This window comes from Hymenobacter sp. UYP22 (assembly GCF_040547285.1).
Classification (GTDB): domain Bacteria; phylum Bacteroidota; class Bacteroidia; order Cytophagales; family Hymenobacteraceae; genus Hymenobacter.
In genome coordinates this window covers 25906-50771 of sequence record NZ_JBEPPK010000009.1, presented here as the reverse complement: position 1 = coordinate 50771, position 24866 = coordinate 25906, and the positions used below count along the sequence as shown (strand labels likewise).

The window sequence follows — 24866 nt, the reverse complement described above, 5'->3', positions numbered from 1 at the left end:
CCAGCTCGCCGGCCGGGCTATGGGCAAGGGGCAACGGCTTGCCCTACTGCCCCTTGCTCATAGCCACCGTCGCTCTGTCCGTGGCTGGTACATGCCCGAACGTAACCACGCGGAACCACAACGTTTTTTTCACATTGACCCTGGCCGGCCACTCCCATACTGGTAGCTGCTGATTTTTCATTTAACGGGCAAAAGGGAACGTCACGCTGGCCTTCTTCTTGCCTTACAACTTAAATACATGAAGGCGCTGGCCTTGATTTTTCTCTCATTTCTGCCTCTGGCGGCCGTGGCGCAAGCCCCCAAAGCTACCACCACGACCGAAGTGCGGCGCTACGGCATCGAGGTAGCCGGCCTGCGGGTAGGAACGATGACGGCCACCCGCCAGGTCCCGGTGGGGGCCGACGTGACGTATTCGCTGGTGAGCGACGTGCAGGTAAATTTTTTATTCTACCACCTCAAGATTTACTACCAGGTAGTGAACCGCTTCCGCAACGGCCAGCTGCTGCTCTCAACGGTAGAGGCGCACACTAACCAGGGCGATTTTGCTTCGCGCACCGAGTGGAAGGGCGACCATTATGACATCGTGGCCGATCAGTACAAGCATCACTACAAGGCCACTGAAACGACTCCCATTCGCTACGCCGTCACGAACATGTTCTTCGGCGAGCCCCCGGCCGGCCAGGCGCGGGCGTTTGCCGAATATTTCGGCGACTACTTTCACCTGAGCCGACCCAAAGCCGGCAACTGGCGGGCCGTACGCGCCGGACGCGAGGATGAATACCAGTACGCCAACGGCCAACTGGTGACCATTATCAAAAAGAACCCGCTCAAGAACTTTGTCATCCGCTTGCTGCCCAAATAAGCGCGTAGCCACCTACGTGGCCTGGTAAGTCACCCGCGCCCGCCGCCCTAGTACACCGGCTGCCCCTGCCGGAGCCAGACGCCCCAGGTGCGCGAGTAAGCGTGCACGCGGCGGGTGGGTTCATCTGCGGCCTGCACGACCGGCTGGCCCTCGTTGACCCACTCAAAAATGCCGCCGTAGAGGTTGCGTACGTTGGTAAAACCCGCTTGCCGAAGCTGCACGCCGATTTTTTCGCTGCGCGCGCCCACCGAGCAGTACACCACGATGGACGCGTTTTTGGGCACATCGCGCACCGCCGCCAGCGAAAAGGTATCGTAGCCCACCAGCCGCGCCCCGCGCAGGTGACTGACGGCAAACTCCGGGGCTTCGCGGGTATCCAGCAGCACGGGATTGGGTAGCTGCCGTAGTTGCGCCACGCTCACGAAGGGTACCGACTCGCGCAGCAATCCACGGAGCATGGCCGAGTACAGGGGATTAGTGGTTGCGGGCGTCGCGGGCCGGCGATGGTACCAGGCTACCAGTACGCCCGTCAGGAGCAGACCGGTCCCCAGCCACCGCCCAAAAGAAGAGAAAGTCATACCGCAACTACGTAGCTAGCCCACTGGTAGCTGCCCTAGCCCGCCGCTCGTGCCAGGCGTAGCCAGTAAGTGTGCCGAAGCCCGCCACCAGCAGCACATGAAATGGCAGCAGGCCATAGCTGTGGTAATAAAAATCAGCCACTAGCCCCACCAGAAAATACAGCGTTAGCCCGCTCTGCCCCAGGGGCCGTGGGGCGGCCAGTCCTGCGCGATAGGCCGCCCCGTGGCCGGAATCACCAGTCCCCAGCTTGGGCGTGCGGACGAAGGGCGAAGCCCGGCGCAGCCAGCCCTGTACTACGGCGCGAGCATTATGCAAGGCTAAGCCCATCGATAAGGCCAGAAACAGCAGCAGCGTTGGCCCAAACCAGTGGCCTCGCTGCGGCCCAGCCCGCCGCCAGGCGACGTAGTAATAGCCAGTTAGCGGCACCAAAGTGAGCACAAAACCAGTAGCGAGCTGAAAAACCAACTGAAACCCAGGCTGGTTAGCCCGCACGATAACGAGCGGCACGCTCAGCAGCCCCATGAGCAGAATGACGGCAAATACCGAGCTGTTGAGCAGGTGGAACGTGGCGTGCAGGCGCGTAGCCGGGGCGAAGTCCGGCGTGCGCCACACCCGGCCAAGATGCTTGCGGGCGGTTTCGGCAGCTCCCTTATTCCAGCGGTGCTGCTGGGCTTGCAGGGCACCCAGATGGGCTGGCAGCTCGGCGGGGGCCACCACCTGGGGCAGGTATCGGAAGCGCCAGCCGCGAAGTTGGGCGCGGTAGCTCAGATCAAGGTCTTCGGTGAGGGTGTCGGCGTGCCAGCCGCCGGCATCTTCGATGCAGGCGCGCCGCCACACGCCCCCCGTGCCGTTAAAATTAAAGAAGTGTCCGCCCGCCTGCCGGCCCACCTGCTCCACCAGAAAATGCGCGTTCAGCCCGAAGGCTTGTAGGCGCGTGAGCAGCGAGGCGTGCTCGTTGAGGTGACCCCAGCGGGTTTGCACCATCCCGATATTGGGACTGGTGAAGTAGGGAATGACGCGTTGCAGAAAATCCGGCGCGGGCAGGAAGTCGGCGTCGAAAATGGCCACGAACTCCGCCCCGGTTTCGGTCAGGCCGTGGGCCAGCGCGCCCGCTTTGTAGCCCTGGCGGGTGGGCCGGCGCACCTGCCGGATGTTTACCCCCTGGGCTTGGTAATGGGCCACGCGGGCGGCGGCCAGCGCCACGGTTGCATCGGTCGAGTCATCGAGCACCTGGATAAGCAAGCGGTCGGCTGGGTAATCGAGGGCGGCGGCGGCATCAAGCAGGCGCTCCACCACGTTTTGCTCGTTGTAAAGGGGTAGCTGCACCGCCACCAGGGGCCAGGCAGCGGGCGTGGGTGGGGCGGGCAGCAGCCGCGCCCGGCTCGCCAGCCACGCCAGTTGCCCCTGGGTGAGACTGAACCCGAGCATAAAGACCAGGCATAGGGCGTACACAACGACCAGGCCGGCTTCTAAAAAGAACATGTACCAGGATTACAGTGAAGGAATTACCGACGGTAATTGACCCTATAAAATTCGGAGCAAATCGGCGTGAATGAATGCGGAGCCGGCCAGCCGCCCTTCGCGAGGGCCATTTTCGAGGTTGAGCACGCCCCGGGGGCAGGCGGTAGCGCAGAGGCCGCAGCCCACGCAGGCCGCCCGCACAATGGGCTGGCCGCGCTGGGCGTACTGCTTCACGTCAATGCCCATTTCGCAGGCGTTGGAGCAGTTGCCGCACGAGATGCACTGCCCGCCATTGGTACTGATGCGGAAACGCGAGAAGTGCTTTTGCAACAACCCCAGGTAGGCGGCCATCGGGCAGCCGAAGCGGCACCACACCCGTGAGCCCATAAGCGGGTAAAAGCCCACCCCGATTACGCCCGAAAACACGCTGCCAATCACAAAGCCGTAAAACTGGCCCAGCGGCCCCGTAATCACGCCCAGTGCGGGCACTTTGCCTGAGGCCCCCACCCAAAGCAGTGCCGTGAGCAGCGTTATCAGCCCCAGAATGGGATAGATGAGGCGGACTTCCCAGCGCCAGGCCTGCCGGCTTTTGTCGGAGAGGTGACGGTAGGTATCACCGGCGGTTTCGGCCAGGCCGCCGCAGCCGCATACCCAGGCACAGTACCAGCGCTTGCCGAAAAAATACGTGAGTATAGGCGTAGCCACGAAAGCCATCACCACGCCCCAGAACACCATGAATACGCCCAGTCCGCCGCTTTGTAGCAGCTGGTCCACGGTGTTAGGAAACAGATAATCATACTTCAGCGGCCAGAAATAGGTGAAGTAGTATTCAGGCTGCTGCAAGGCCAGCAGCAGCCCCGGCAGCAGGAAGGCAAAGCCCAGCTGGAAGAACATCACCGACACCGTACGTGCTAGGTGGTAGCGCGAAAAACGATATTTCCACAGCGCCCGGCCGCCCAGCACCAGCACCGCCAGCGTGTAGAAGGCACCGTAAAGAAACCACTGGTCCGCCGCCCGGTGCCGCAGCGCCTGGCTTAGCGCGTCCAGCGCCCGGATCAGGTTTTCGAGCAGCCCCGGAAACCAGTACAGCACCACGTAGAAGCCCGTGAGGGCCACACCAGTAGCCCAGGCTACGGCCCCGCGGCTGGTGCTGGCTTGCCGCCACAGGTCGTGCGGGTGCCAACCGGCCTCAGTGCGCCCAAAGGCTAGCCAGGCCCAGCCCAGCGTGCCGCCGCTCAGCAGGGCCAGCGCCAGGTATAAACTCATCCGCGCCCGGCCGGGGTCGGTATCGGCTGCGGCAGCTAGCAGCGCCAGCAAGCCCAGAGCCACGGCCGCTAGGGCCGGCTTTTCTCCGGGGGGCGTAGCGGCCGGTGGGGGTTGTGCCAGGGCCAGCGAAGGGGACGGAACGTCGTGCATCTTACAGATTCAATAAAAAAAGCTATCCTAGCTGCAAGCCTAAAAGCCCCCGGCGGCGCGGCTTTCCCACCGCAATAGTGGGAAACTGCCGGGTAAATTCGCGCCGGATGGCGGGCTCGTGCTGCCGCGCAAACTCGGGGTCAAAGTTGGCCGCCGCCAGTTGGGCAAGCACGTTGCCAATGGGGGTTTTCTCGCGCAGCCAGCCCTCCCACACGTCCTGGCGCTGGCGCAAACCCAGGGCGTTGACGCCCGTCACGGCCTGGTCGGACTCCTCGAAGTTGAGGCGCAGCAGATGCTTGCCGTTGGGATGCTGCCAGCAGAAGCTGGCAATGCCGGCCACCGGCTGGGCGGGCACGCGGCCGTAGGTCTGGTATTCGAGGTTGAAGAACTTGGCCGAATTAAACCACTGGCCGCGCCGGTAGACAGTAGGGTGGCCGCAGAGCGTGTGGGCCACGGTTTCGCCCTGCATGCGGCCGGTATACCAGAGCTGCTCCACGGCGACCTCGCCGGGAGGGGGCTGGCGGTGCTGGGCGCAGTCCCCAGCCGCGTACACGCCGGGGGCGCTGGTTTCGAGCAGCGCATCAACCAGGATGCCACGGTCGGTGGCGAGCCCGGCGGCGCGGGCCAGCGTGAGATTGGGCTGCACGCCGGTGGCCACCCCTACCCATTCGGCGGGCAGTTCCTGACCGGTGGTGGTGCGCACGGCCCGCACGCGGCCCCGGGCATCACCCAGCACCTCACCTAGCTCCGTGTTTTCCTGAAAATCAATGCCGTGCCGGCGGATGTGCGCCGCCAGCAGCGCCGATTCGGCGGGGGGCAACACCGACTGCCAGTAGCGGGCTTCGCGCACCAGCCACGTGACGTGGATGCCGCGCGAGTGCAGCATTTCGGCCAGCTCCACGCCGATGAGGCCCCCGCCCACCACCACGGCGCGGCCGATGCGCTGAGTGTCGCGGCTCATGCGCTCCAGGTCGGGCAGGCCGATAAAGCCCTGCACGCCGGCCAGCTGCGGGCCGGGCCAGGTGGGCTGGCGCATCACCGAGCCGGTGGCCAGCAGCAGCTTATCGTAGGCCAGGGCCGGGCCGGTGGCCAGCTGCACGGTGCGGGCGGCGGTATCCACCCCGGTGGCTTCGGCGTGGACCAGCTCCAGCCGATTTTCCGCCCAAAACCAGTCTTCGTAAGGCTTCACGTCGGCGTAGCGCAGGTGACCCAGGTACAAGTACATGAGAGCCGGGCGCGAGTAGTGGTGCGCACTTTCTGCCGATACCAGCGTGATACGGGCGGCGGGTGCCAGCCGCCGCGCGGTAATGGCGGCCGTAACGCCCGTGATGCCGTTGCCAATGATAACGAGGTGCATAAGCCGCAAATAAACGCCAAAACGCGGTGGTAGTCAGTTCCGCCGGTGCCCTTACGTACGTAGGTAACCCCGCTGACCGATTGCGTGCCGCGATTACTATCCTGCAACAAAGGTGGTTTTTGAACAATCAGGGGAAAACCTCCAACCAGTTAGCCAATTGGCTTGCGTGATTGTGATAAGGTGCAACAGCGACGACGGGTACGCTTCTGGTTCATAAATGGGCTAAGCCAGCCCGCCTAAACTGTCTAATTTTTGGCGAGTACTACACGTGTTGAATTAGCAGACGCCAGGGAGTGGAAACGGGGTATTGTATCGGATGGCTATCTTGGCGCATGGTCATGTTCATGCGTGTGTTATTGGTCCTGTTTCTTATCATTGGGCTGCTGGCAGGCCTATCCTATTTTGTATCTGAGGCCTTCGGATGGCACTTGCCACTAGTTTTTTTCTTCTGGTTTGGGTGGATGATCTGGTTGCCTGTTGTGCTCTTGCTGATCGTAACATGCCTGTGGAATCTAGGGGTATGGTTGACGAGACAATTCCAGCAGTAGCGTCTCCCTCTATTCTTACTGGGCCAATCGTGCCTTATCAATAGCCTCTAAGTTATTCGACTGCCGAGGCATAGGTTTTCTCCTATGTATCCAACAACACCCCATAAAACTGTTCAACGGCTCCGCTTACTCAGCCATTTCCGCAACAGGGAGCTGATTAGAGCAAATCCGGCAGCTTCGGGTAATTCGGGCAGCGCAATGGCCGTAGGCCGGCTACGGCGGTAAGTGGTCAGGCAGGAAACGATGGGTTATCGAATGATATCTTTGGGCAGAGCTTTCACTGAAGGATGAAAAAGTGAGCGTCACACCTCAAACTTCAGGCTTCTTCGCACGTCTCCCGGCTTTTCTAAACCGCTTCCCCCCTAATCTGCCTTGTCGTCCTTTCCGGCCACCCTTCCGCGTATTGGCGTGCTCATCCCAGCCCACAATGAGGAGCGCTCCATTGGGCTGGTGCTAAGCGAAATACCGGCCGGCCTGGTGCAGGAAGTGGTGGTGGTCGACAATGCCTCGACCGACGAAACGGCCCGCGCCGCCCGCGCCGCCGGGGCCACCGTGGTGGCCGAGCCGCGGCCCGGCTACGGCCAGGCCTGCCTGGCCGGGCTAGCCTACTACGCCGCCCAACCCGCAACTATCACCCCGGAAATCATCGTGTTTTTGGATGGGGACCACTCTGATTTTCCGGCCGATATGCCCGCCCTGCTGGCCCCCCTGCTGGGCAGCGCGGCCGAAATGGTCATCGGCTCACGGGCGCTGGGCCGGCGCGAGCGAGGCGCCTTGCTGCCGCAGCAGCGCTTTGGCAACTGGCTGGCAGCTAAATTGCTGCGCTTGCGCTACGGCGGCACCACCACCGACCTGGGGCCGTTTCGGGCCATTCGGGCCGAGGCGCTGGCCCGATTGGACATGACCGATACCAACTACGGCTGGACGGTGGAAATGCAAGTAAAAGCCGCCCGACTCGGCTTGCGCGTGGTAGAGGTGCCCGTGCGCTACCGCCGCCGCATCGGGGTGAGCAAGGTGTCGGGCACGGTGCGCGGCACCTTGGGGGCGGGCTACAAAATTCTGTGGACCATCTTTAAATACTGGTAATTCACCCGCCCCCTTGCCAACTTTATTTCCCCCCTTTTCATGGCGGCAGGCCGGGCAGCTCGTAGCCCTCCTGCTGATGGGAGCCGCTTACTGGGGGCTGGCCTACGCTACGCCGCGCCCGCAATTTGGGCAGTTGCTGGGGCTGTTCGCGGTGGCCGGCGCGGCCTACGCCTGGTTGCTGCACACCCGGTTGCCGTTACGCTGGGGCCTGGGAGCCGCCCTGGCATTCCGGCTGCTGTGGCTACCGGCTACGCCCGCGCTGAGCGACGACTTCTACCGCTTCCGCTGGGATGGGCTGCTGGTGAGCCACGGTCACAACCCCTTTGCCGAAACGCCCCGGCAGCTGCTGGCCACCCCGCCCGTGGACGCGGCTACTCTGCCGCTGCCTACTTTGCGCCGCCTGCTACCGCAGCTCAATTCACCGGCGTATTTCTCCGTGTATCCTCCCGTGTGCCAGGCACTATATGGCGCGGCGGCAGGAGCTTATCCTACCTCCCAAACCGGCTTTTTAGTGGTAGTGCGCCTTGCTTTGCTACTGGCCGATGCGGGCGCGGCGGCGTTGCTGCTCTGGCTGCTGCCGCTGGCGGGCTGGCCGGCTCGCCGGGCCCTGGCCTACCTGCTTCACCCGCTGGTTATTGTGGAGACCATCGGCAACGTGCACATGGAAGGCGTGGTGGTGTGTTTTTTGTTACTGACGGGCGCGCTGCTGGTACGCCGCCGCACCCGGCTGGCTGCCGGGGCGCTGGCGTTAGCCGTGGCCACCAAGCTGCTGCCGCTGCTGGCGCTGCCCCTACTGGCCCGGCACCTGGGCTGGCAGCGCTTGTGGTGGTTTTTGGGCGTGCTGGCCGCTGGGCTGGGGGCGCTGTTTCTGCCTTTCCTGTCGTGGGATTTGCTGCTGCATATTGGCTTAAGTCTGGACCTGTACTTTCAGCGCTTCGAGTTTAATGCCAGCGTATTTTACCTGCTGCGCGCGGCCGGCCAGTGGCTGGTGGGCTACGACCTCGTGGGCACACTGGGTCCTTTGCTGGGGCTGGGCGCGGCCGGCGGCACGCTGTGGCTGGCGCGGCGAGCAGGAAGGCCGGCCCTGGCGGCACTGCCGCACTGGCTGCTGCTCACGCTCAGCGGCTACTTTGCGCTGGCCACGGTGGTGCATCCCTGGTACCTGGTGCCGCTGGTGGCGCTGAGCTGCTTTTCGCCGCTGCGCTACGCGCGGGTGTGGGCGGGTCTGGCCGTGCTTTCGTACGCGGCCTACCGCACTACGGCGTACGCCGAAAGTGGGCCGCTGCTGGTCCTCGAATATGGGGTGGTGCTGATTTGGGCCGCTGCCGAGTACTATCTTGGCCGCGGGCCGGGGCTACGCCCTAGTGCCCGCCGCCAGGTCCGGAATGCCCGCGCCAAGTAGCCAGGTCCTGGGCCGAGTCCACGTCGTGCAGGGTAGGCAGATGGGCCACGCGCAGGCCCAGGCGGGCGGCGTCGGCCAGGGTATCCGGCAAAACGCTGGCCGTGCTCCAGGCTTTATTGGCGAATAGGTCGGGATGCAAGGCATTCATGCCCAGCAAGTAATACCCGCCGTCATCGGCCGGACCCACCACCACATCATGGTGTAGTAGCTGGTCAAATGCTCGCCGCAGCAAGTCAGCGCTGAGGCCGGGGCAGTCGGTGCCCATGATTACGACCCGACCCGCGCCCGCCGCCAGTGCCTCGCGGAAGGCCTGGCTCATCCGTTCGCCCAGCGTACCGGCAGCCGGCTGCTCGCGCCAGGGGAAGCCCGGCCACTCCGGCCGCGGTTGGGTTGGGTCGGCCCCGGCCGGGGCCTCCGCCAGCCAGATCGTGGCGGGAACCTGCGCCGCCGTTACGGCCGCCGCCGAAAGGGCCAGCAGCTCGCGGTACACGGCCAGGGCCGCCTCGGCACCGATACCCGCGGCCAGGCGGGTTTTAACGCGCCCCAACTCCGGCTCGCGGGCAAAAACTATCAGGTGAGGGGGCAGGGCGGTGGACATACGTAAATCAATTATCAGGCGAAGCAGGGCAGCAAGATACGGCCATCCCCCTTGAAACCCGTGGCTACAGCTTGCCTTGCCGGATGTGCCGGCGATACAGCTGCACCAGACGGCGCTGCGGCACGCCCAGCTTGTAGAGCACCACCAGGAGGGTGAAAATTCCCTGCAGCCGGAAAACACCGTTTACCTGGTACTTGCGCGCCGAGGTGGTCACTGCGCGGGGCAGCAGCCGAAACGGAGCCTGCGCCCGCAGGCGGGCTACCAGATCCTGGTCTTCCATTACCACTAACTCTTCGCGGTAGCCCCCGAGGCGGGCAAATAAGTCGCGGCGCACAAACAGGCTTTGGTCGCCGAAACGCACGGCCGTGAACGGCAGCCGGGTGCACCAGGCGCTAAACCGCAAAAACCAGTGCGGATAATCAAAGGCCAGCCGGTAGCAGCCTGCCCCGTAGCCCTGGGCCACGGCCTGCCGCACATCGGCCGCAAAGCCGAGCGGCGGGTAAGAGTCGGCGTGCAGAAAATACAGCACCTCGCCCCGGGCCTGCCGGGCACCGTGGTTGAGCTGGGCGGCGCGGCCTTTGCGGGGGCTGACCAGCACCGTGGCCCCAGCCTGCCGGGCCAGGGGCGCGGTATCGTCGGTACTACCCCCATCCACCACCAGAATTTCCAGGTCGTGGTCGGGGGCCGTAGCCTGGCGCAGGTAGCCGAGCAGGGCGGTGATGGCTTCGGCCTCGTTATACGTCGGGATGATGATGCTGATCATCAGGCTGGGAGTTGGCCGCTGACGAGGCCTGGCGGGGCTGCCGGTCAGTGTCAAAAGGAAAAAACATACGTATACCGGCCCGGCAACGCGCCCCAAGTTACGCCGCGGCCAGGGACGCGTTGCCGGGCAGGCTGCTTAATTACCGCGTTTACCCTGTTTTCTTTTACCGCTTTACGCCGTTTTTATGCCCGTTTTTCCGGTTTCGCATCCGTTCCTCAGGCGCTTCGACCGCTGGGCCACGCCGGCCCTGGCCCTGGTGGGCCTGGGGCTGCTGCTGCTCGAAACCCGCCACCCGCTGCGGCGGCGCACCCGCCCGCGCCCCGAGCGCTGGCTCCGTAATGCCGTGCTGGCGGCCCCGTCGCTACCCACCGCCCGCCTCACGCTGCTACCTGCCATGGTGGGTTTGGCGCAGCTTGCCGCCCCGCACTACCCGGCCCGGCAGCTCGCCCGCCTGCCAGCTCCTGTGCGCCTCGGCCTCGAAGTGCTGGTGCTCGATTATCTGGCCTATAGCTGGCACCGGCTGCTACATGCGCCGCTGCTGTGGCGCCTGCATCGCGTGCACCATAACGACCTCGACATGGACCTTACCACAGCCTGGCGCTTTCACTTCGGGGAGATGCTGGCCAGCATTCCGTACCGGGCGGGGCTGCCGGCACTGCTGGGCATTCGGCCGGCTACGGTGCTGGCCTATGAGGCCGTGTTTGAAGCCTGCGCCGCCTTCCACCACAGCAACTGGCGGCTGCCGCTGGCTGTGGAGCGCCGGCTGGTGCGGGTGCTGGTAACGCCCCGGGCGCACGGCATCCACCACTCGGTGGTGCACCGCGAGTCGCAAAGCAACTTCGGGGTTGTGCTCACACTCTGGGACTCTCTGCACCGCACCCTGCGCCTCAACGTGCCGCAGCAAGCCCTCACCATCGGCGTGCCCGCCTATCCTGACTACGCCCACCAGACCGTGGCTCAGCTTCTGGCCCTGCCGCTTGCCCCGTCCGAGCCCTGGGTTCGCCCCGACGGTACGGTGCCCGCACGGTCCGCTCCGGCCGGGCCGCTGGAAGCGTTAATCTACTAACGCTGAGCCCGCCACACTAAGTGGCTTATGTGGTTGTCTAGCAGGGCTGATTGCCTCGCTCGAGCCGTGCTCTCGCGCAATCTGAGTTATCTTCTGCCCGCTTGATGAGTTGGCTCACTTTCTAGTGCAGCGTAATGGCTCGGCCCTGCAAAGCCTTCTCGGCCTCCGGCAAAATCTCACAGTTATCCCAGATACCTGTCAGGAGCGTTTGCGCGTAGGAGTCAGGGAGCCCATTGGCCCGCATCAGCTGATGGGCCTTCCCGTTGTCGTAGGTAAAGGCGTGGAAGGAGTAGCTGAACAAGCCATCGGTATCGTCAAGCAACAGATACCACACGCGCGGGGTACCATCGTTGGCGGGCATTCCAATCACGCCCGCGTTAAGCCAGTAGTCCCCTGCACGCTCATCCACGAAGGGCAGGCCGGCGTGGCCGGCCAGTATTACCGTAGCTCCGGTAGCGGCGAAGCTAGCTTCCTTCACCGGCCAGGGGGTGGAAGTAAACACAAAATCGGCAATGCCAGTGGCCGCCCCGTGCAGCACGGCTACCGTCTGGCCGGCATACCGGAAAGTGAGGTGGAGCGGCAGAGTGCCTAGCCAGGCCACCGAACTGGCTGCCAGGCTCCGCACCGCGTACGGAAACCAGGCCCGGGACAATACATCGCACCGGCTGCCTTCGGCGAAATTGCAGCCGCAGTCGTCTTCGCCCCGGATGATGTTCTGCTCCACGTTGCCCTGAATGGCGTGCACGCCCCAGGCTTTCACAAATTGCACCGCGGCTTCGGGTTGGGCGCAATAGCCCACAATGTCGCCGGTGCAGATGATATTACCCGCCGGAATTTGCAGCTGGTCGGCAATGTCCCGGAGCGTTTCCAGGGCCTGCAAGTTTGAGTAAGGCCCCCCAAAGACGAGCAGCCGGCCATTGCGCGGACCGAGGTCGGTGGGCATAGGGTTATCCATGAGCAGGCTTTTTGGGGAGAAGTGCACAAAGTCCGAATACGCCGAAACAGAAACCCGACGTGAGCAGGTTCGTGCTAAGCAGCGCCCCGTACTTGCCGTCGCCCAGGTGCAGGGTACCGGGCAGCGGGAATATAGTCAGCAAGCCGCCCACCACCAGCCCCCCGATGACTGACAAGTGAAAGGCCCAGCGCGGCACGGGTACGTGCCAGAACAAAAATACGGGGGCCAGCCCCAGCACCAGCGTACCGCTGATAGTGGTGGCCGACAGAATAGCGGGGTTAAAAAACACCGGAACCGTGCCCAGCACCGTCAGCACCACCATGGCCCACCGACCCCGTGATACGCTGGGCTCGGCCGCTTTGCTTAGATCAATGCTGATGAGTTTGGAGAAGGAAGCCATGGCCGAATCCAGGGTCGAGGAGGCCGACGTCACCATGATCAGGTTCATGAGCAGCAGCATGGGCACCCCAAAGTACCGCGCTACGGCCACCGGGGCCTCACCCGTGAGGGTGTGGAGCTTGGCGAAGATGCCCACGAAGCTGAAAAAAATGATGCAGCTCGCGCCGATAGCCCCCGCCCAGAGGTACGAGCGGAGTGTGGTGCGCGTATCGGTAATAAATCCCCGGTCGGTGAGCACCGGGTCGTGAAAGGGGTAGCTGAAGCACTGTACCAATGCCACCAGCAGCAAATCAACGCCCTGCCCCAAGGTCCATTCCCCGCTGCCCAGGAAGGGCACCAGACTCCCCCCGTACTCCGGCAAAATAAACCCCAGAATAACCGTGAGCAGCACCACAAAGAGCGAGAGCTGAATCACGTCGGTCATAATTGAGCTGCTCATGCCGCCCTTCAGCGTGTAGGCCAGCGTGAGCAGGGTAAACACTACGATGGCTACGTAGTAAGCCGTTGTGCCCGGCCCGCCGAAATACGAGCCGATGACGATCGTGTTAGACCAGATTTCGTTGTACAGGCGAATGATAATCAGGCCGGTAAACACAACCACTGCCCCCGCTCCGTACTTTGATTCCAGAAACTCATGGATGCTGCGGTAGCCGCCTTTATTGCGCATAGCCACGATGACAAAGCCGGCCACCAGAAACGACAGGTAGTACCCAGCGTAGGCCACCCCCCCCACCAGCCCGAAGCTTTGGCCCAGATTGGCGGCATTGGTAATCGACTTGGCAAACAGCCAGGAAATGACTAGACTACTCGTCAGAAAAACGGTATTGGGCGTGCGGGCCTTGCGGGTACCGCGGAAAAACTCAGGCGCGGTGCGGGCCAGCGGCGACACCAGAAATAGCGTGATGCTGGAAGCCAGCACCAACGCCCACTGCCACAGGGTTGTACTCATAATAGGAGGAATCAGCGGGCCCACCACACGGGGGCGTTGATGCTGTTGCTTTGAGTTTTGGCGGCCGCTAGTTGGTAGTGCGCCGCGTTCAGCGCACTTTCCGTGGCGGGGTAAGGCATACGCACGGGAATCAGCCCGTTATTGAGGCTGGCCGAAATAGTTTTCAGGCGCGGGAAGCCCGTCCGGCGATACTCCGTCCAGCCTTCGTAGCCATTATTGAGGTTATGCAGCCATTTCTGCGTCAGGATCTGCTCCAGCGGATTATGGCCGTTCTGCCCGTAGGCCACCCGGCTGCTGCTAAGGTAGCTGGCGGGCAGCGCCGTGCCCCAGTAGGCAAACGACTGGGTAATGCCCTGCTCGTACCAGGTGCGCGCCGAGGCAGCCATCAGCCCGCGCTGGGCGGCTTCGGCCAGCAGAAAACTGGTTTCGGCCGCCGTCATAAAGTTGGCATTCAAGCGGTCCGAGTTTTCCCGGAAGATGGTGCCCGTGAGCGAATAATCGGCCAACGTGATGGATAGCCTGGAGGCATCAGGCCCGTTCAACAGCCCCTTGTAGGTACCCGGATTGGCTGCTGTGGGTCGAAAATACGTGGCTATCCGGGGGTCGCTCAGTCCCGCCAGCAGGTCCTCGCTGGTTTTGGACATGATAAACAGGTTGTAATCCCCAATTCGAGCTGTCGACATGCGGAAATTATTAGGCTGCGCCAGTGAGAACCGAAATGCCGCATTGTCCGCATTGCTGGTAATGTACTTGCCCTCGGCCACGACCCTTTGCAGGGCAGGCTGCACGTTTACCTTGCCGGATATACGCATCAGGTACTTAATTTTCAACGAGTTGGCAAACAGCACCCATTTGCTGCGGTTGCCCCCGTAGAGGACGTCACCCTCCAGCGGCGTAATACCCTGGTAGTTATTGATGGAGGTGATACCCTTGTCCAGATTGTCGAGGATGCCGCCGGGGGCCGTGTAAATGGCTTCCTGGCTGTCGTAGGCCGGGGTAATGATGCCCGCTTTGCCCTGCAGCGCCTCGCTGTAGGGCACGTCGCCGTACAGGTCCGTCAGCGTGGCGGCCAGGTAGGCTTTCAGGATCAGGGCCGGGCCTTCGTACACCCCGAAAGCCGGATTTGCTCGCGCTTTCTGCAGCAGTATCTCGTTGTCGCGCAGGTTGCTGTACAAAAAGGGCCAGGGGTTACCGCCGTACTGCGGCTCGCTCAGGCTGTGCCGGTCAAACAGGTTGAAGTCGATGGCCGTGAAGTACTGCCCCAGCAGGTTGCCCGCCACGAAGGCTTCGTACGACATCTGCTCGCCGTAGTCGAAGATGATTTTGCGCAGCAGCAGCGCCGGCTGCACGTCCACCGGCGCGTTGGGGTTGGTATTGATTTCCTCGAACTGGTCCGTGCAGGCGGGCAGGGCGCCGGTCAGGACGGTCAGCAGCAGCAGGCTGTATAATTTCCGTTTCATATGCTGGTGACAGGGCTTAGAAATTGGCGCTGAGCTTCAGGCCCACGTTGCGGGTGGTGGGGTAGCTCATATCCTCAACGCCCGTCTGCAGCTGGTTTTGCTGGAACGAGGTCTGCTCGGGGTCGAAGTGCGGCATGTGCGAGAAAGCCAGCAGGTTCCGGCCGATCAGGGCAATGGTCAGCTGCTGCGTGCGCAGCTTTTTGGCCACCCAGGCCGATTGCGGCACACTGTAGCCGATGGTCAGTTCCCGCAGCTTGACGTAGGAAGCATCGTAGGTATTATTCTCCTCGTGGTTCCGGTCATAGTACATTCGGTAATAGGTTTCGGCCGGAATGGCGCGGGTATTGGGCTGGTACACCGGGTTTTCGGCGGTGCCGGTATTCACCACGCCCTTGGCCACGATGCCGGCCTCGGGCCGGTCGGCCGTTTCCTTGAGTTGGCCAGCCACGCCCGCCAAGGCCAGGGTGCGCGACACCAGGATGCCGCCCTGTCGCCAGTCAAGCAGAAAGCCGAGGTTCCAATTGCCTGCGCTGAACTGGTTCGAGAGGCCCGCCATGAAGTCGGGGTTGTAGTTGCCCAGCTTCTTGAGGGTGTTGTTGGCAATGTACTGCCCGTTGCTGCCCACCAGAAAGTCGCCCTGCGCGGTGCGCTGGTAGCCGGTTCCCCACATATCGCCCACCCGGTCGCCCTGTCGCACCTGGTACCAGACGGTCTGGTTCACGTTGTCGTAGATGCGGTTGTAGCCCAGCGTCAGGGTGCCGGCTTCTTCGGGCAACGATACCACGGTGGTCCGGTTCCGGCTGAAGTTCAGGCTCACGTTCCACCGGAAGCGGCTGGTCTGCACGGGCGTGGCGTTTACCACCGCCTCCAGGCCCCGCGACCGTACTTCCCCGCCGTTGATGACCCGCTCACTGTAGCCCGTCGGAATGGCAATGGGCAGCGACAGAATCTGATTGCGGGTGCGCGAATCGTAATACGTCAGGTCGAAACCCAGCCGGTCGGTGAAGAAGCGCACATCCGCCCCGGCTTCCAGCGAGGTAATGGACTCCGGTTTCAGGTTGGTATTGGCAATGGTGCTCTGGTCGCTGAACGCCGGCTGCGAAAATACCGGGTTCCGGGCCGTGAAGGTGCCCGCCGTCTGGTAGGGGCTGGTGTCGTTGCCGACGCTGGCCACGCTGGCCCGCACCTTGGCAAAGGAAACGACCGCGGGCAGCTGGAACTGGTTCGACAGCACCCAACTGGCCGCTACCGACGGGTAGAAGAAGGACGTATTGGCCGTCGAGGTGGGCGTAGCTAGGGCGCTGGACCAGTCATTGCGCCCGGTGACATCCACAAACAACAGGTCTTTGAATCCCAGCTTGGCCAGGGCATACACACTGTTGATGCGCTTGCGGCCGCTCTGCTGGTACACCTCCACCGGCGAGGCGGCGTTGTTGAGCTTAAACACGCCCGGCTGCGCCAGCGTCAGGGCTTGGTACTGATCAAACGAGGTCTGCTGGTCCAGGCGGTTGCCCCCCGCCGAAACATCAAGCGAAAACGATCCCAGGCTGCGGGTGTAGTTGAGCAGGAAGTCGGTATTGATTTCCCGGAAAAAAACGGCGTTTTCGGCGTAGGCCCCGTTTTTGAAGCGGTTGCTGCTAAAGGCCCGGCGAAACTTGCGGTTCTCGCTGGAGTAGTCCATGCCGCTGCGCACCAGCAGCGTCAGGTTGTCGGCCACCTCGGCCGTGGCGGCCAAGTTGCCGATGAGCCGGTCACGGGTGAACGAGTTGCGGTTTTCGTGGAGCGTAAAATACGGGTTGTCGAAGAAGGTGTAGTTGTAGGAAAATTGCTGCACGCCTTCCAGCCCCGGCTGCCAGTACTGCTTCATGGGGTTGATGTCGGTCTGGCGGCCCAGCCAGGCGCTCAGGGCGTAGTTGGTGTTTTCCGAACCGTACTTGGTGGCGGGGCGGTTGTCGCTGCCGCTGTTGATGTAGTTGATCGAGGAGCTGATTTTTAGCCGCTGGGTCGGGTCAAACTGCAGCCGGGCGGCCAGAGTTTTGCGCTTCAGGTCCACCCCCGGAATAATCGACTGACTGTTGAGGTCGGTGAAGGAAAGCCGGTAGCTGCCCTTGTCGAAGTCACCCGTCACGGCCAGGTTGTTGATGGCCGTGCGGCCGGTCTGGTAAAAATCTTTCAGGTTGTCGGGGTGCGCCACGAACGGCGTCGGGGTGATGGGCAGGCCGCTGTAGAGCCGCGTATCGGCGCCGCGCACCACCCGGCCGTCGGGCAGCGTAACGGGGCTGTCGTACTGCGGAATGAGCAGGCGCGCGTCCAGCCGCGGGCCGTAGCTGTAGGAGATGTTGTCGTTGACACCCCCGCCCAGGCCGTCGCCGTACCGAAACGCCCCGCTGTTGCCCTGCCCGTAGGTGTTCTGAAAGCGGGGCAGCTGAAACGGCCGCTCGGCATAGAAGGTGCTGTTGAAGCTGACGCCCAGCCCTTTACCTGCCCCCGCCCCATCTTTGGTCGTTATCAGGATAACCCCATTCGAGGCCCGGGTGCCGTAGAGCGCCGCCGCCCCCGGTCCTTTCAGTACCGACACTGAGGCCACGTCGTCGGGGTTGATTTCCATGGCCCCGTTGCCGAAATCAATTTCCTGAAACCCGTTGGCATCGTCGTTGACGCGGTTGACCACCGTCGCGTTATTAAGCAGGATACCATCCACCACGAAGAGAGGGTTGTTGTTGGTGAAGGACGACTCGCCCCGAATGGTAATGCGCGAGGACGACCCTACCCCCGTTGAGCCAGCCGTAACCATGACGCCCGCTGCCTTGCCCGCTAGGTTATCAAGAAAGTTAGCCGCTTTCACCTCACTGACCTGCCGACTATCTAGTTTCTGCACCGCGTAGCCCAGGCTTTGGGCGTTACGCTCCAGCCCCAGGGCTGTCACCACAACTTCGTTGAGAATAAGGCTCGAAGCTAGTTTAACCGTCAGGTTGGTTTGGCCCGTATACTGAATCTGCTGCGGTTTGAAGCCTAGGGAGGTAACGACCAGTACATCGGCGGGCTGCAAGTTGGTGAGCGTGAACGCGCCCGTAGCACTGGTGAGCGTACCCGCCTGCGTACGTTTTACCTGCACGGTGGCCCCCACAATCGGTTGTAATGAGGTGCTGTCTACCACCTGCCCGGTGAGTTTCTGGGCAAATGCGGATGCGGATACCACGGAAAGAAAGGCAACGGGTAATAATGTTCGCATCTAGGGAAAGTATTGGGGAAATGAAATTCTGGCAATTTACACCAGGGGGGTAGGGCTAACGGGCCGAAGTAGGCCGCACAGCTATTCCGTTTTGGCAGCCACAACCGCCGAGGCGTTGCCCGACAAACGACATAGATGCGGCAGCGGATTTAAGTACGGATCGCTACGCCCTCAAAAGTAGCCCATTTGTTGAGGTGGTCTGGCTAAGCTGAAGCTAGCATCAACCTCAATCTCACCATTTTCACAACGCCGAAGATGCGGGTAGAGGAAATAGCAGTAGGATATCGGGACTTCTACCGGATCAATGTTTTTTACCTCTTGGTTGATTTATCGACGTATCATGTGGGAGCAGCAAAGAGCCAGCGTAAGCATACAAGCAGATTTAACAACGTATGGCAGGTTGGTTGCCGCATGGCCTTGCTGCTGGTGTGTCTTGCTTGTGTATATTCTTACTTCTCTAAACGCGAGAAGATGAAGCGCTACGCCGTTACACAAGGCAAGATAGTGTGGGCAGGAAAGCCTCCAGGGTTGAGAACAGGCCCTGCAGAGGTGGAATGCCGCTATCATGTAGCTGGTATTCGATATGGAGGGACCTTCGAAAAGAAAGGCTTGCATCTCGGTGACTGTGTGGAAGTTGAGTGCAGTCTAGCGGACCCTCATATTTCCCAACTCAATTACGAAAGGCTTCCCGTTATACGTGACGGTTCAGTTAAACAGGAGCATTGATTTCATGGCTATTTGCAAGGATGCTTGGCTATGTAAGTCGATTTACGCTAGCTAACCCGCTTATCATAAGCGGACTTATACCCCCACCCTTGGAATACGTGCGGGTTTTGAGGTAATTGGCAGCTGGTCTTGCGGTAGTATTTTACGAAGAATACCCTGTTTGCTTTTAGGCTGCTTTATACATTAGTGACTAGTGAGAAGTTCTCTGGTATCCCGCCTATCCCCTAGGCCTTGCTTCCGTCTTAGTAAAGGGCTCTTGCTCCTGTTGCTTACTGGCTGCGACACGCGTTCTCCCACCGAAATAGAGAACCAGTATCACCAGGCGCTGGCTATGACACGCCGGCAGCCAGCGACCGCTCCAGTAGGCGCCGGGTTGCGGTTGGGCATGGACTCCCTCCACGTCACGCATCACCTTGATTCCCTCCGTGTACGAGGCGAATTAGTGTGGTCAATGAACCACGAACGCCTCGCCATGCAGGTCTATCCATCCTATTCGGCCGGTAAGCTAGTTCGGCTGGTGCTGAAGCTGGACGCAGATGGCCAGCCGTGGAGTAGCATAGGTAATCGACTAGAAGCTACGCTGAATAACGCATACGGCACCTCTTACCCATTTGGAACGAGCAGCTACCACGTGGTAAGATGGCTCTACCAAGGAATGGCGGTTGAACTAGATGCGGTGGTAGCTACAGGCTATACTATTACGTACACCGACTTAGAACGGGCGAAACTCGACAGCCTACACTAAGGTATTCTGTACTGACTCTTCAACTGAGCAACTGAAACAGGATAGCTAACAGCTTTTTACATCTAGTAAACGGTCGGGGCGGTTGCAGAACTCGCCCGCGCACTTAACGAGGCGAACGTTTAGGGCAGAAGCGGCCGACAACTCTGATTATATTAAGAAAGGATTCCGTGAACCCGCGCTCTGGCTTACCCATTCCTCACTGCTCCCAAAATGCTATTTACCATAGGCCATTTAATGACTTCCACCTCCCGCTGAGTATGAGCAGGGAAATGCTGTTCGCACTATCTCTCAACGCAACCGATAGAGATGCACCACATCGGTAGCGGCCAGCTTCTCGGAGGTCTGTATCAGCGCCAAGCGTCGCGAATCGGCGGCCCATTGCACCGTTTGTACCTCCACATCGCCAGTGGACAGCGGAGTCTGCTGAAACGTATCGGTGTTGAGCACAAAGGCTTGCCCCTCCTGCGTCTGGTAAAACAGGTACTGGCCGTCGGGGCTGAGCACGGCCTTCGAAAACGCGCTCGGTAAGGCCCGTTCCCGCTGCCCCCTCCCCTTGCGCCAATAGCTCAGGTAATATCTTGTGTCGGCCGTGTCCTGGCCCTGGCCTATAAGCACTGCTTTCCCGCCAGGACGCAAACCGATCAGGTCCTCAACATACGCCTCGCTGCTGAGGCCGAAGCTTTGCGCTAGGCCCCGCCTAGTATACAGTTGGTGCTCGTAAGCATTGGCCATCCAGAGGGAATGATCCTGGGGCACCGCGACGGAATAGTACAGCTCTCCCGCTCCCGGCCACACGCCGCCCAGCAAATGGTAGTGCCCGTGGCTGCGCTGGACTGCGTACAGCGTATCGGTGCGCTGCGTGCGCAGGTTTAGTTGCAGCAGACCCACGCCGCCAGCGTAGCTGCCGTTTACCGTGTCGCCGATTTGATACACCAATTCCTGCGGGCCCGTAAAGCGCGGCTCGAACAGAAACGTCCGTGCTGGGCGAGCCACGGTGGTCACGTGCCGTGTCGAGCGGTCGTAGATCCGGATGGGGTTGCCGGCAAAGGTGGAGGCCAGCGCGCGCAGGTTGGGCATAGGCTGCTGCTGGTGGCTATAGGCTAATAGCAGCCCATCGGGCGAAAAGGCCGGCGTCCAGCCATAGTCAACTCGGGTAAGCTGCCGGGTATCGGTGCGGAGCAGGCTGATGGCGGGATCCTCGCTCCGGTCGTTGGCCGGCAACGGCGGCGGAGGCGGCCCGTCATGGCTGACCGGCTGACGCTGGTACTGCAGCACCAGGGCTAGTTCCGAGGTGCGGGGTGAAAAATCCACATCCAGAATATACTGGCCGGCCTGGTGCCAGGAGAAGTACGCCTCGACGATCGGGGTAGCCGCCACTGACGTGCCGGCCGTTGCGGGCTGTGGGGGAAGGGCTGACTCTACTGCGGACGGAGCCTTTTCGCGCTGTTCCTGGCAGGCAAGGCAGCTACTCACTAAGCCGCCATACAGCAGCCATCGGTGTGGTGTCATACAAGGATAAGTGGGATAAAGCCGGAAGATCAAGCGCCGGTGCAAAAGTCACTTGGCTAATAGTCGTTTTTGCATTATTTACACGACCGAAACCGTGCAAGGAAAGTTAAATACCAGAAGTAGTAAATCTGTCCGAGAAGTCAGCTTGTGATAAGCCGCTAGTTAACGTAAATGGACTTACTGGACTTGACCCGGTACACTGGTTAAAAGCCATGCAGCCTGCTGGAAGCAGCCCAGATCGACCTGAAAGGGCTCTTCCTGAACGCCGACACCGCCTTCGACACCACGATTTTACGCCGCACGTGGGCTCAACGCGTCATCCCCCCTACTCTGGCGCGCAACCCGCGCAGCAACGGGGCCGCAGACGAACACTACGTCTATTTTGACGAAAAACTCTACCGCTGCCGCACCATGGCCGAACCCGCCAACGCTTGGCTCGACAGCTTCAAGACCTTGCTGGTGCGCTACGAAACCAGCGTCGAAAACTGGCTAGCCTTACGTTGGATTGTCTTTGTCGTGTTCTTGCTGAAACGAAGCACACGAATTGCTTCTTTTTAAACAGCTTTATTACCTAGGCTAATCCATACTGCTCGATACTGCTGATGATCTTAACCCTGCTGCTATCAGAATCTACCCCCCTATCGCTCGCTGGCTTTTTGCTGTTAGCCCCCCTGATACTTGTTCTAAGCTATCCTCTTTTTTGGCTGGCTCGATCGAAAGCATCAACGGCGGCTAAGACCACTGCCCTCGTGTTGGCCTCGCTTCTGATTTGGCTAGGCAGCGAGTTAAGTGCTGACCTCGGCGCAGGGGTCACACTCTTTTCCTGTATTCCGTTTGGATTAGTCGTATTCAATTTATCGCGCGGCACAGCCGAAGAAAAGTAGTCACTGTATTAAAGCGACTCTTTTGCCAGCTTTACCCTTCTGTCTCGCCCATCCACCTAGCAACTCATTTGTTGGTGGCACACGCTACCGCTTCGGGTAGGGCGCTCGGGCAGAGAGGAGTTTTCCGAGCGTGAAGAGCAGGTAAGTGGACTAATGCGGTAGCGCTTCCACTACAGCGGCTGGCTGCCGCGCACAAACTGCTCTACCTGCCGGCCAATTTCCGCTACCAGTTTGGCATCCTGGTGATTGCACAGAATGACGAAGCCCACCTGCCGCTGGGGGTCAAACCACACCAGGGAGGAGTTGCCGAAAGTGTCGCCATCCTTCTGGTAGACCCGATGGCCCTCGCGTTTCTGGATTTCCCACCCCATGCCCATGGTAATAGTGCTATCCTGGTACGCGGGCTGGTGGGTGCGAACAATGGCGCGCCCCAGAGTGCCGGCGGGAGGGTTGAGCTGGGCCTGTACGTAGCGCACCAGGTCTACAGCATTGGACTTCAGCCCCCCGGCGGGTGCCACGGCGTTAATGACAATGGCCGGCTTGGCTTCCCCTTTGGTGGTATAGCGGCCCGCGATGCGGGCCGTGTGGTAAGTAAGGCCGGTCGTGCGCAGCCCCAGGGGCTGGATGATGCGCTGCTGCACCAGATGGCCGTACGTTAGGCCTGCGCGTTGCGCCAGCAGCGTGCCCAGCAGCGAAAAGGCGAAATTATTGTAGTGGTAGGTGCCGGGAGCCTGCAGCGAGTCCGTTTCCTGCAGTATGCGGTAGAGGTACTGCTGCGTTACCAGGTGAAAGGGTTGCACCGGGTCCTGATCGAACAGGGCCTGGATGTAGCGGTCGTTACTCAGGTTGGGCAGCCCGGAGGAATGCGTGGCCAAGGCCGACAGCTTTACTTGGCCCCGTAAACCCGGCCGCAGCCGGATGGTGGAAGGCAGGGCCGCTTCCAGGTTGGCCTGCGCGGCCAATGTCCCTTTTTCCTGTTCCCAGGCCAGCAGCAGGGCCGTGAATGTTTTGGTGATGGAGCCGATTTCAAACAGTGTGGTGCTGTCGATCGGCGCGCCTGTGCTACGCTCGGTAGTACCCAGGGCATAGTAGGCCACGGCCTTGCCGCGCACGACTCCCACGCTCAAGCCCAGATTTGGGTAGCGCGCCTGCAGCCCCTGCGGGCCATGCAGGAGAGAATCCAGACCCGAAGTCAAGGTTTGAGCCGGGCTTGGCGCCGGCATAACCAGGCAACTAAAAAGTAAGCAGAAGCAGAACAGGGTAGCTTTCATGACAGTAAGGAAGCGAGATGCGCTAAGAAATAAAGGATAGCAGGGTACGTAACTTAATACCCCGTTTGGAAAGCAGATGCCATTCTTCCAGTAACAGTTGCCCGGGAGGATAACCCAACGCTTATGAAATAGGTAGGCAGAATGAGCTGCACCAAATAAGCAGTCGTACATCTACCTAATTCCCGGTATGTACAAAAGCGACTTCCAAGAGGGCACCCTTTAGTAGATCTGGTAACCCAAGCGCACTAGTTATGCAGTGACCCAGTGCGCGCAGGAGCTGTTGTGCCAGCCTATCAAATGGCTTACTGCAGATGACTGTTGCTAAACGAAGAAGAGAATTACGGATAAGGCCGCGTAGCAAGCTACATACACGTTGGCTGATTTGTGATTCTTTAGGGGTACACGATTTTCTCCCTCATTCCGAAGAATTATCGTATTACATAGCAGGATGAATACGCTAGCCACTACCAATACGCCTCGCCGGGTAAAGTCATTGCACGCTTGACAATGTCTGGCGTCCGTATATATCACATGCTTTAGTAAAAATTTCACGTTCAGTATCTGCAAGAGTGACAGATAAAGAAGGGCATCTATAGCTTTGGAAACCCCAATTATATTCCCGGGTATAAGCTTTACGCGCAGATTCTTAATTGTGTAATAAACAGTAAAGTACAATTTGGATATCATTTCTATCATACTTAAACTAAGTGGCAAGGGTTCCTCCCAAAGGTTATAGACAATACTCGTCAAAAGTAGGGTGGCGAGAGCGTAGCCCCGGTCCTGACTTCTCCGGCACGGGGCAGCAGGAAGTGTAGCAAACTAACTACCCCTATGCAATCCAGGGCAGGCCGGCATTTAAATTCAGCGTCATACTACCCGCAACAGCTTGTGCTTAATCATCCAACTGCTTTTGCCAGGCGCAGTCGGGTAAATCCTTGATCAGCCACAGCTGGTCGTCCTGCCGTTCGAAGCTGGCAATGGTGGACCGGCTCAGCCCACACCGGGAGCGGGGCTCCTGCCAATAGCGCAGTACCAGGTAGTCGTGGCCCTGCCGGGTTTCCAACTCCCAGCTTCCCGAGTGATCAAACACCGCGGCACCCCGCCGGTACTGGTAGTGAAACTGATGGTTGCCGGTCACGCGTAATAATTCCGCTACGCCCGGTTCCTGAACTAATGGCACGTACTCGCCTTGTATCTCACCCTCATTCTGACAGCCGGTGAGCAGACCGATGCCGAGTACCAGAACCCGGGGCTTAGGCAACGCGAAGAGAGCCAGCATATTCGATTGGTTATAAAGAAGTAAATGGGGCGGCCGTAGCGGGTTGATTCGGCTAAGGAAGAAGACCATGCTATGCCCCAGCCGACTATTTAACTGATATATGTGCCCTTCTAATTCCTGGGTTTATTCTGCCTTGACAAGTGAAGACGTAAGGCCAGATGTGATATCAGCTCGCTTAGGTATTGAGCTAACCTCTATTGGGCAGAAAGGAGACAAAGGCCACTATAATGCACCGTTGAAATTTTCTCGCTAGCAGTTAGAAACAGAAGCGGGTAAGCCCTCCTTTGGATTGATCAGTTAGTATGTGAGGTAATTGCCA

18 protein-coding genes are annotated in these 24866 nt (G+C 60.5%); 5 read left to right on the top strand and 13 right to left on the bottom strand.

The window, feature by feature from the left end:
* The first annotated feature begins 238 nt into the window (after window positions 1-238).
* Complete coding sequence (locus ABIB60_RS14615) at window positions 239-862, top strand: DUF6134 family protein (RefSeq protein ID WP_354580895.1); 624 nt, start codon at window positions 239-241, stop codon at window positions 860-862.
* Between the two features lie 47 nt (window positions 863-909).
* On the opposite strand, the gene ABIB60_RS14610 is transcribed toward ABIB60_RS14615, so the two are convergent.
* From ABIB60_RS14610 to ABIB60_RS14595, 4 genes are read right to left on the bottom strand one after another with little or no spacing between them, the layout of a single operon-like run.
* Window positions 910-1440 (bottom strand): rhodanese-like domain-containing protein, encoded by a 531-nt coding sequence (locus ABIB60_RS14610; RefSeq protein WP_354580894.1) that lies wholly within the window; start codon window positions 1438-1440, stop codon window positions 910-912.
* A 7-nt stretch (window positions 1441-1447) separates the two neighbouring features.
* A complete protein-coding gene (locus ABIB60_RS14605; RefSeq protein WP_354580893.1) occupies window positions 1448-2923 on the bottom strand; it encodes a cellulose synthase family protein in 1476 nt (491 codons plus the stop codon).
* Between the two features lie 42 nt (window positions 2924-2965).
* Complete coding sequence (locus ABIB60_RS14600) at window positions 2966-4318, bottom strand: 4Fe-4S binding protein (protein ID WP_354580891.1); 1353 nt, start codon at window positions 4316-4318, stop codon at window positions 2966-2968.
* Window positions 4319-4340: 22 nt separating this feature from the next.
* The gene (locus tag ABIB60_RS14595; protein ID WP_354580889.1) at window positions 4341-5675 is read right to left on the bottom strand and encodes an NAD(P)/FAD-dependent oxidoreductase; all 1335 of its coding nucleotides are present in this window, start codon (window positions 5673-5675) and stop codon (window positions 4341-4343) included.
* Between the two features lie 920 nt (window positions 5676-6595).
* Between ABIB60_RS14595 and ABIB60_RS14590 the strand changes: the two genes are divergently transcribed.
* Both ABIB60_RS14590 and ABIB60_RS14585 read left to right on the top strand, forming a co-directional pair.
* Window positions 6596-7309 (top strand): glycosyltransferase family 2 protein, encoded by a 714-nt coding sequence (locus ABIB60_RS14590; protein WP_354580888.1) that lies wholly within the window; start codon window positions 6596-6598, stop codon window positions 7307-7309.
* Between the two features lie 13 nt (window positions 7310-7322).
* Window positions 7323-8711, top strand: coding sequence for an MptA/MptB family glycosyltransferase (locus ABIB60_RS14585; RefSeq protein WP_354580887.1), 1389 nt, complete (start codon window positions 7323-7325; stop codon window positions 8709-8711).
* On the opposite strand, the gene ABIB60_RS14580 is transcribed toward ABIB60_RS14585, so the two are convergent.
* Together ABIB60_RS14580 and ABIB60_RS14575 are read right to left on the bottom strand one after the other, a co-directional pair.
* On the bottom strand, window positions 8671-9309 hold the full coding sequence (locus ABIB60_RS14580) for a TIGR04282 family arsenosugar biosynthesis glycosyltransferase (protein WP_354580886.1): 639 nt from the start codon (window positions 9307-9309) through the stop codon (window positions 8671-8673). The two genes, ABIB60_RS14585 and ABIB60_RS14580, sit on opposite strands and share 41 nt — an antisense overlap.
* A 64-nt stretch (window positions 9310-9373) precedes the next feature.
* Window positions 9374-10072, bottom strand: coding sequence for a TIGR04283 family arsenosugar biosynthesis glycosyltransferase (locus ABIB60_RS14575; protein WP_354580885.1), 699 nt, complete (start codon window positions 10070-10072; stop codon window positions 9374-9376).
* Between the two features lie 184 nt (window positions 10073-10256).
* Here ABIB60_RS14575 and ABIB60_RS14570 point away from each other — a divergent pair, with 184 nt between their 5' ends.
* Window positions 10257-11138, top strand: coding sequence for a sterol desaturase family protein (locus ABIB60_RS14570; protein ID WP_354580884.1), 882 nt, complete (start codon window positions 10257-10259; stop codon window positions 11136-11138).
* Between the two features lie 121 nt (window positions 11139-11259).
* Here ABIB60_RS14570 and ABIB60_RS14565 read toward each other — a convergent pair whose 3' ends face one another.
* The 5 genes from ABIB60_RS14565 to ABIB60_RS14545 all read right to left on the bottom strand — a co-directional run bounded on the left by ABIB60_RS14565 (window position 11260) and on the right by ABIB60_RS14545 (window position 21113).
* A complete protein-coding gene (locus ABIB60_RS14565; protein ID WP_354580883.1) occupies window positions 11260-12093 on the bottom strand; it encodes a metallophosphoesterase family protein in 834 nt (277 codons plus the stop codon).
* Window positions 12086-13441: a sodium:solute symporter family transporter gene (locus ABIB60_RS14560; RefSeq protein ID WP_354580882.1), complete on the bottom strand. Its 1356-nt coding sequence runs from the start codon at window positions 13439-13441 to the stop codon at window positions 12086-12088. The genes ABIB60_RS14565 and ABIB60_RS14560 overlap by 8 nt, the downstream gene beginning before the upstream one ends.
* 11 nt (window positions 13442-13452) lie before the next feature.
* A complete protein-coding gene (locus ABIB60_RS14555) occupies window positions 13453-14901 on the bottom strand; it encodes a SusD/RagB family nutrient-binding outer membrane lipoprotein (RefSeq protein ID WP_354580880.1) in 1449 nt (482 codons plus the stop codon).
* A 16-nt stretch (window positions 14902-14917) separates the two neighbouring features.
* On the bottom strand, window positions 14918-18133 hold the full coding sequence (locus tag ABIB60_RS14550) for a SusC/RagA family TonB-linked outer membrane protein (RefSeq protein ID WP_354580879.1): 3216 nt from the start codon (window positions 18131-18133) through the stop codon (window positions 14918-14920).
* 1759 nt (window positions 18134-19892) lie between these two features.
* Window positions 19893-21113 carry a TolB-like translocation protein gene (locus tag ABIB60_RS14545; RefSeq protein WP_354580877.1) on the bottom strand — a complete coding sequence of 407 codons (1221 nt, stop codon included), beginning with the start codon at window positions 21111-21113 and terminating at the stop codon, window positions 19893-19895.
* A gap of 411 nt (window positions 21114-21524) precedes the next feature.
* On the opposite strand from ABIB60_RS14545, the gene ABIB60_RS14540 reads away from it, so the two are divergent.
* Window positions 21525-21671, top strand: coding sequence for a hypothetical protein (locus ABIB60_RS14540; RefSeq protein WP_354580876.1), 147 nt, complete (start codon window positions 21525-21527; stop codon window positions 21669-21671).
* Window positions 21672-22167: 496 nt separating this feature from the next.
* Here ABIB60_RS14540 and ABIB60_RS14535 read toward each other — a convergent pair whose 3' ends face one another.
* On the bottom strand, window positions 22168-23220 hold the full coding sequence (locus ABIB60_RS14535; protein ID WP_354580875.1) for a serine hydrolase domain-containing protein: 1053 nt from the start codon (window positions 23218-23220) through the stop codon (window positions 22168-22170).
* A 940-nt stretch (window positions 23221-24160) separates the two neighbouring features.
* A complete protein-coding gene (locus ABIB60_RS14530) occupies window positions 24161-24547 on the bottom strand; it encodes a hypothetical protein (RefSeq protein ID WP_354580874.1) in 387 nt (128 codons plus the stop codon).
* Window positions 24548-24866: the final 319 nt, after the last annotated feature.

Coding starts and splice junctions, on each gene's coding strand:
- ABIB60_RS14570 (WP_354580884.1), top strand. CDS start 10,257: ATGCCCGTTTTTCCGGTTTCGCATCCGTTCCTCAGGCGCTTCGACCGC.
- ABIB60_RS14540 (WP_354580876.1), top strand. CDS start 21,525: ATGGCCGAACCCGCCAACGCTTGGCTCGACAGCTTCAAGACCTTGCTG.
- ABIB60_RS14555 (WP_354580880.1), bottom strand. CDS start 14,901: ATGAAACGGAAATTATACAGCCTGCTGCTGCTGACCGTCCTGACCGGC.
- ABIB60_RS14545 (WP_354580877.1), bottom strand. CDS start 21,113: ATGACACCACACCGATGGCTGCTGTATGGCGGCTTAGTGAGTAGCTGC.
- ABIB60_RS14530 (WP_354580874.1), bottom strand. CDS start 24,547: ATGCTGGCTCTCTTCGCGTTGCCTAAGCCCCGGGTTCTGGTACTCGGC.
- ABIB60_RS14595 (WP_354580889.1), bottom strand. CDS start 5,675: ATGCACCTCGTTATCATTGGCAACGGCATCACGGGCGTTACGGCCGCC.
- ABIB60_RS14560 (WP_354580882.1), bottom strand. CDS start 13,441: ATGAGTACAACCCTGTGGCAGTGGGCGTTGGTGCTGGCTTCCAGCATC.
- ABIB60_RS14575 (WP_354580885.1), bottom strand. CDS start 10,072: ATGATCAGCATCATCATCCCGACGTATAACGAGGCCGAAGCCATCACC.
- ABIB60_RS14550 (WP_354580879.1), bottom strand. CDS start 18,133: ATGCGAACATTATTACCCGTTGCCTTTCTTTCCGTGGTATCCGCATCC.
- ABIB60_RS14565 (WP_354580883.1), bottom strand. CDS start 12,093: ATGGATAACCCTATGCCCACCGACCTCGGTCCGCGCAATGGCCGGCTG.
- ABIB60_RS14615 (WP_354580895.1), top strand. CDS start 239: ATGAAGGCGCTGGCCTTGATTTTTCTCTCATTTCTGCCTCTGGCGGCC.
- ABIB60_RS14580 (WP_354580886.1), bottom strand. CDS start 9,309: ATGTCCACCGCCCTGCCCCCTCACCTGATAGTTTTTGCCCGCGAGCCG.
- ABIB60_RS14610 (WP_354580894.1), bottom strand. CDS start 1,440: ATGACTTTCTCTTCTTTTGGGCGGTGGCTGGGGACCGGTCTGCTCCTG.
- ABIB60_RS14600 (WP_354580891.1), bottom strand. CDS start 4,318: ATGCACGACGTTCCGTCCCCTTCGCTGGCCCTGGCACAACCCCCACCG.
- ABIB60_RS14605 (WP_354580893.1), bottom strand. CDS start 2,923: ATGTTCTTTTTAGAAGCCGGCCTGGTCGTTGTGTACGCCCTATGCCTG.
- ABIB60_RS14535 (WP_354580875.1), bottom strand. CDS start 23,220: ATGCCGGCGCCAAGCCCGGCTCAAACCTTGACTTCGGGTCTGGATTCT.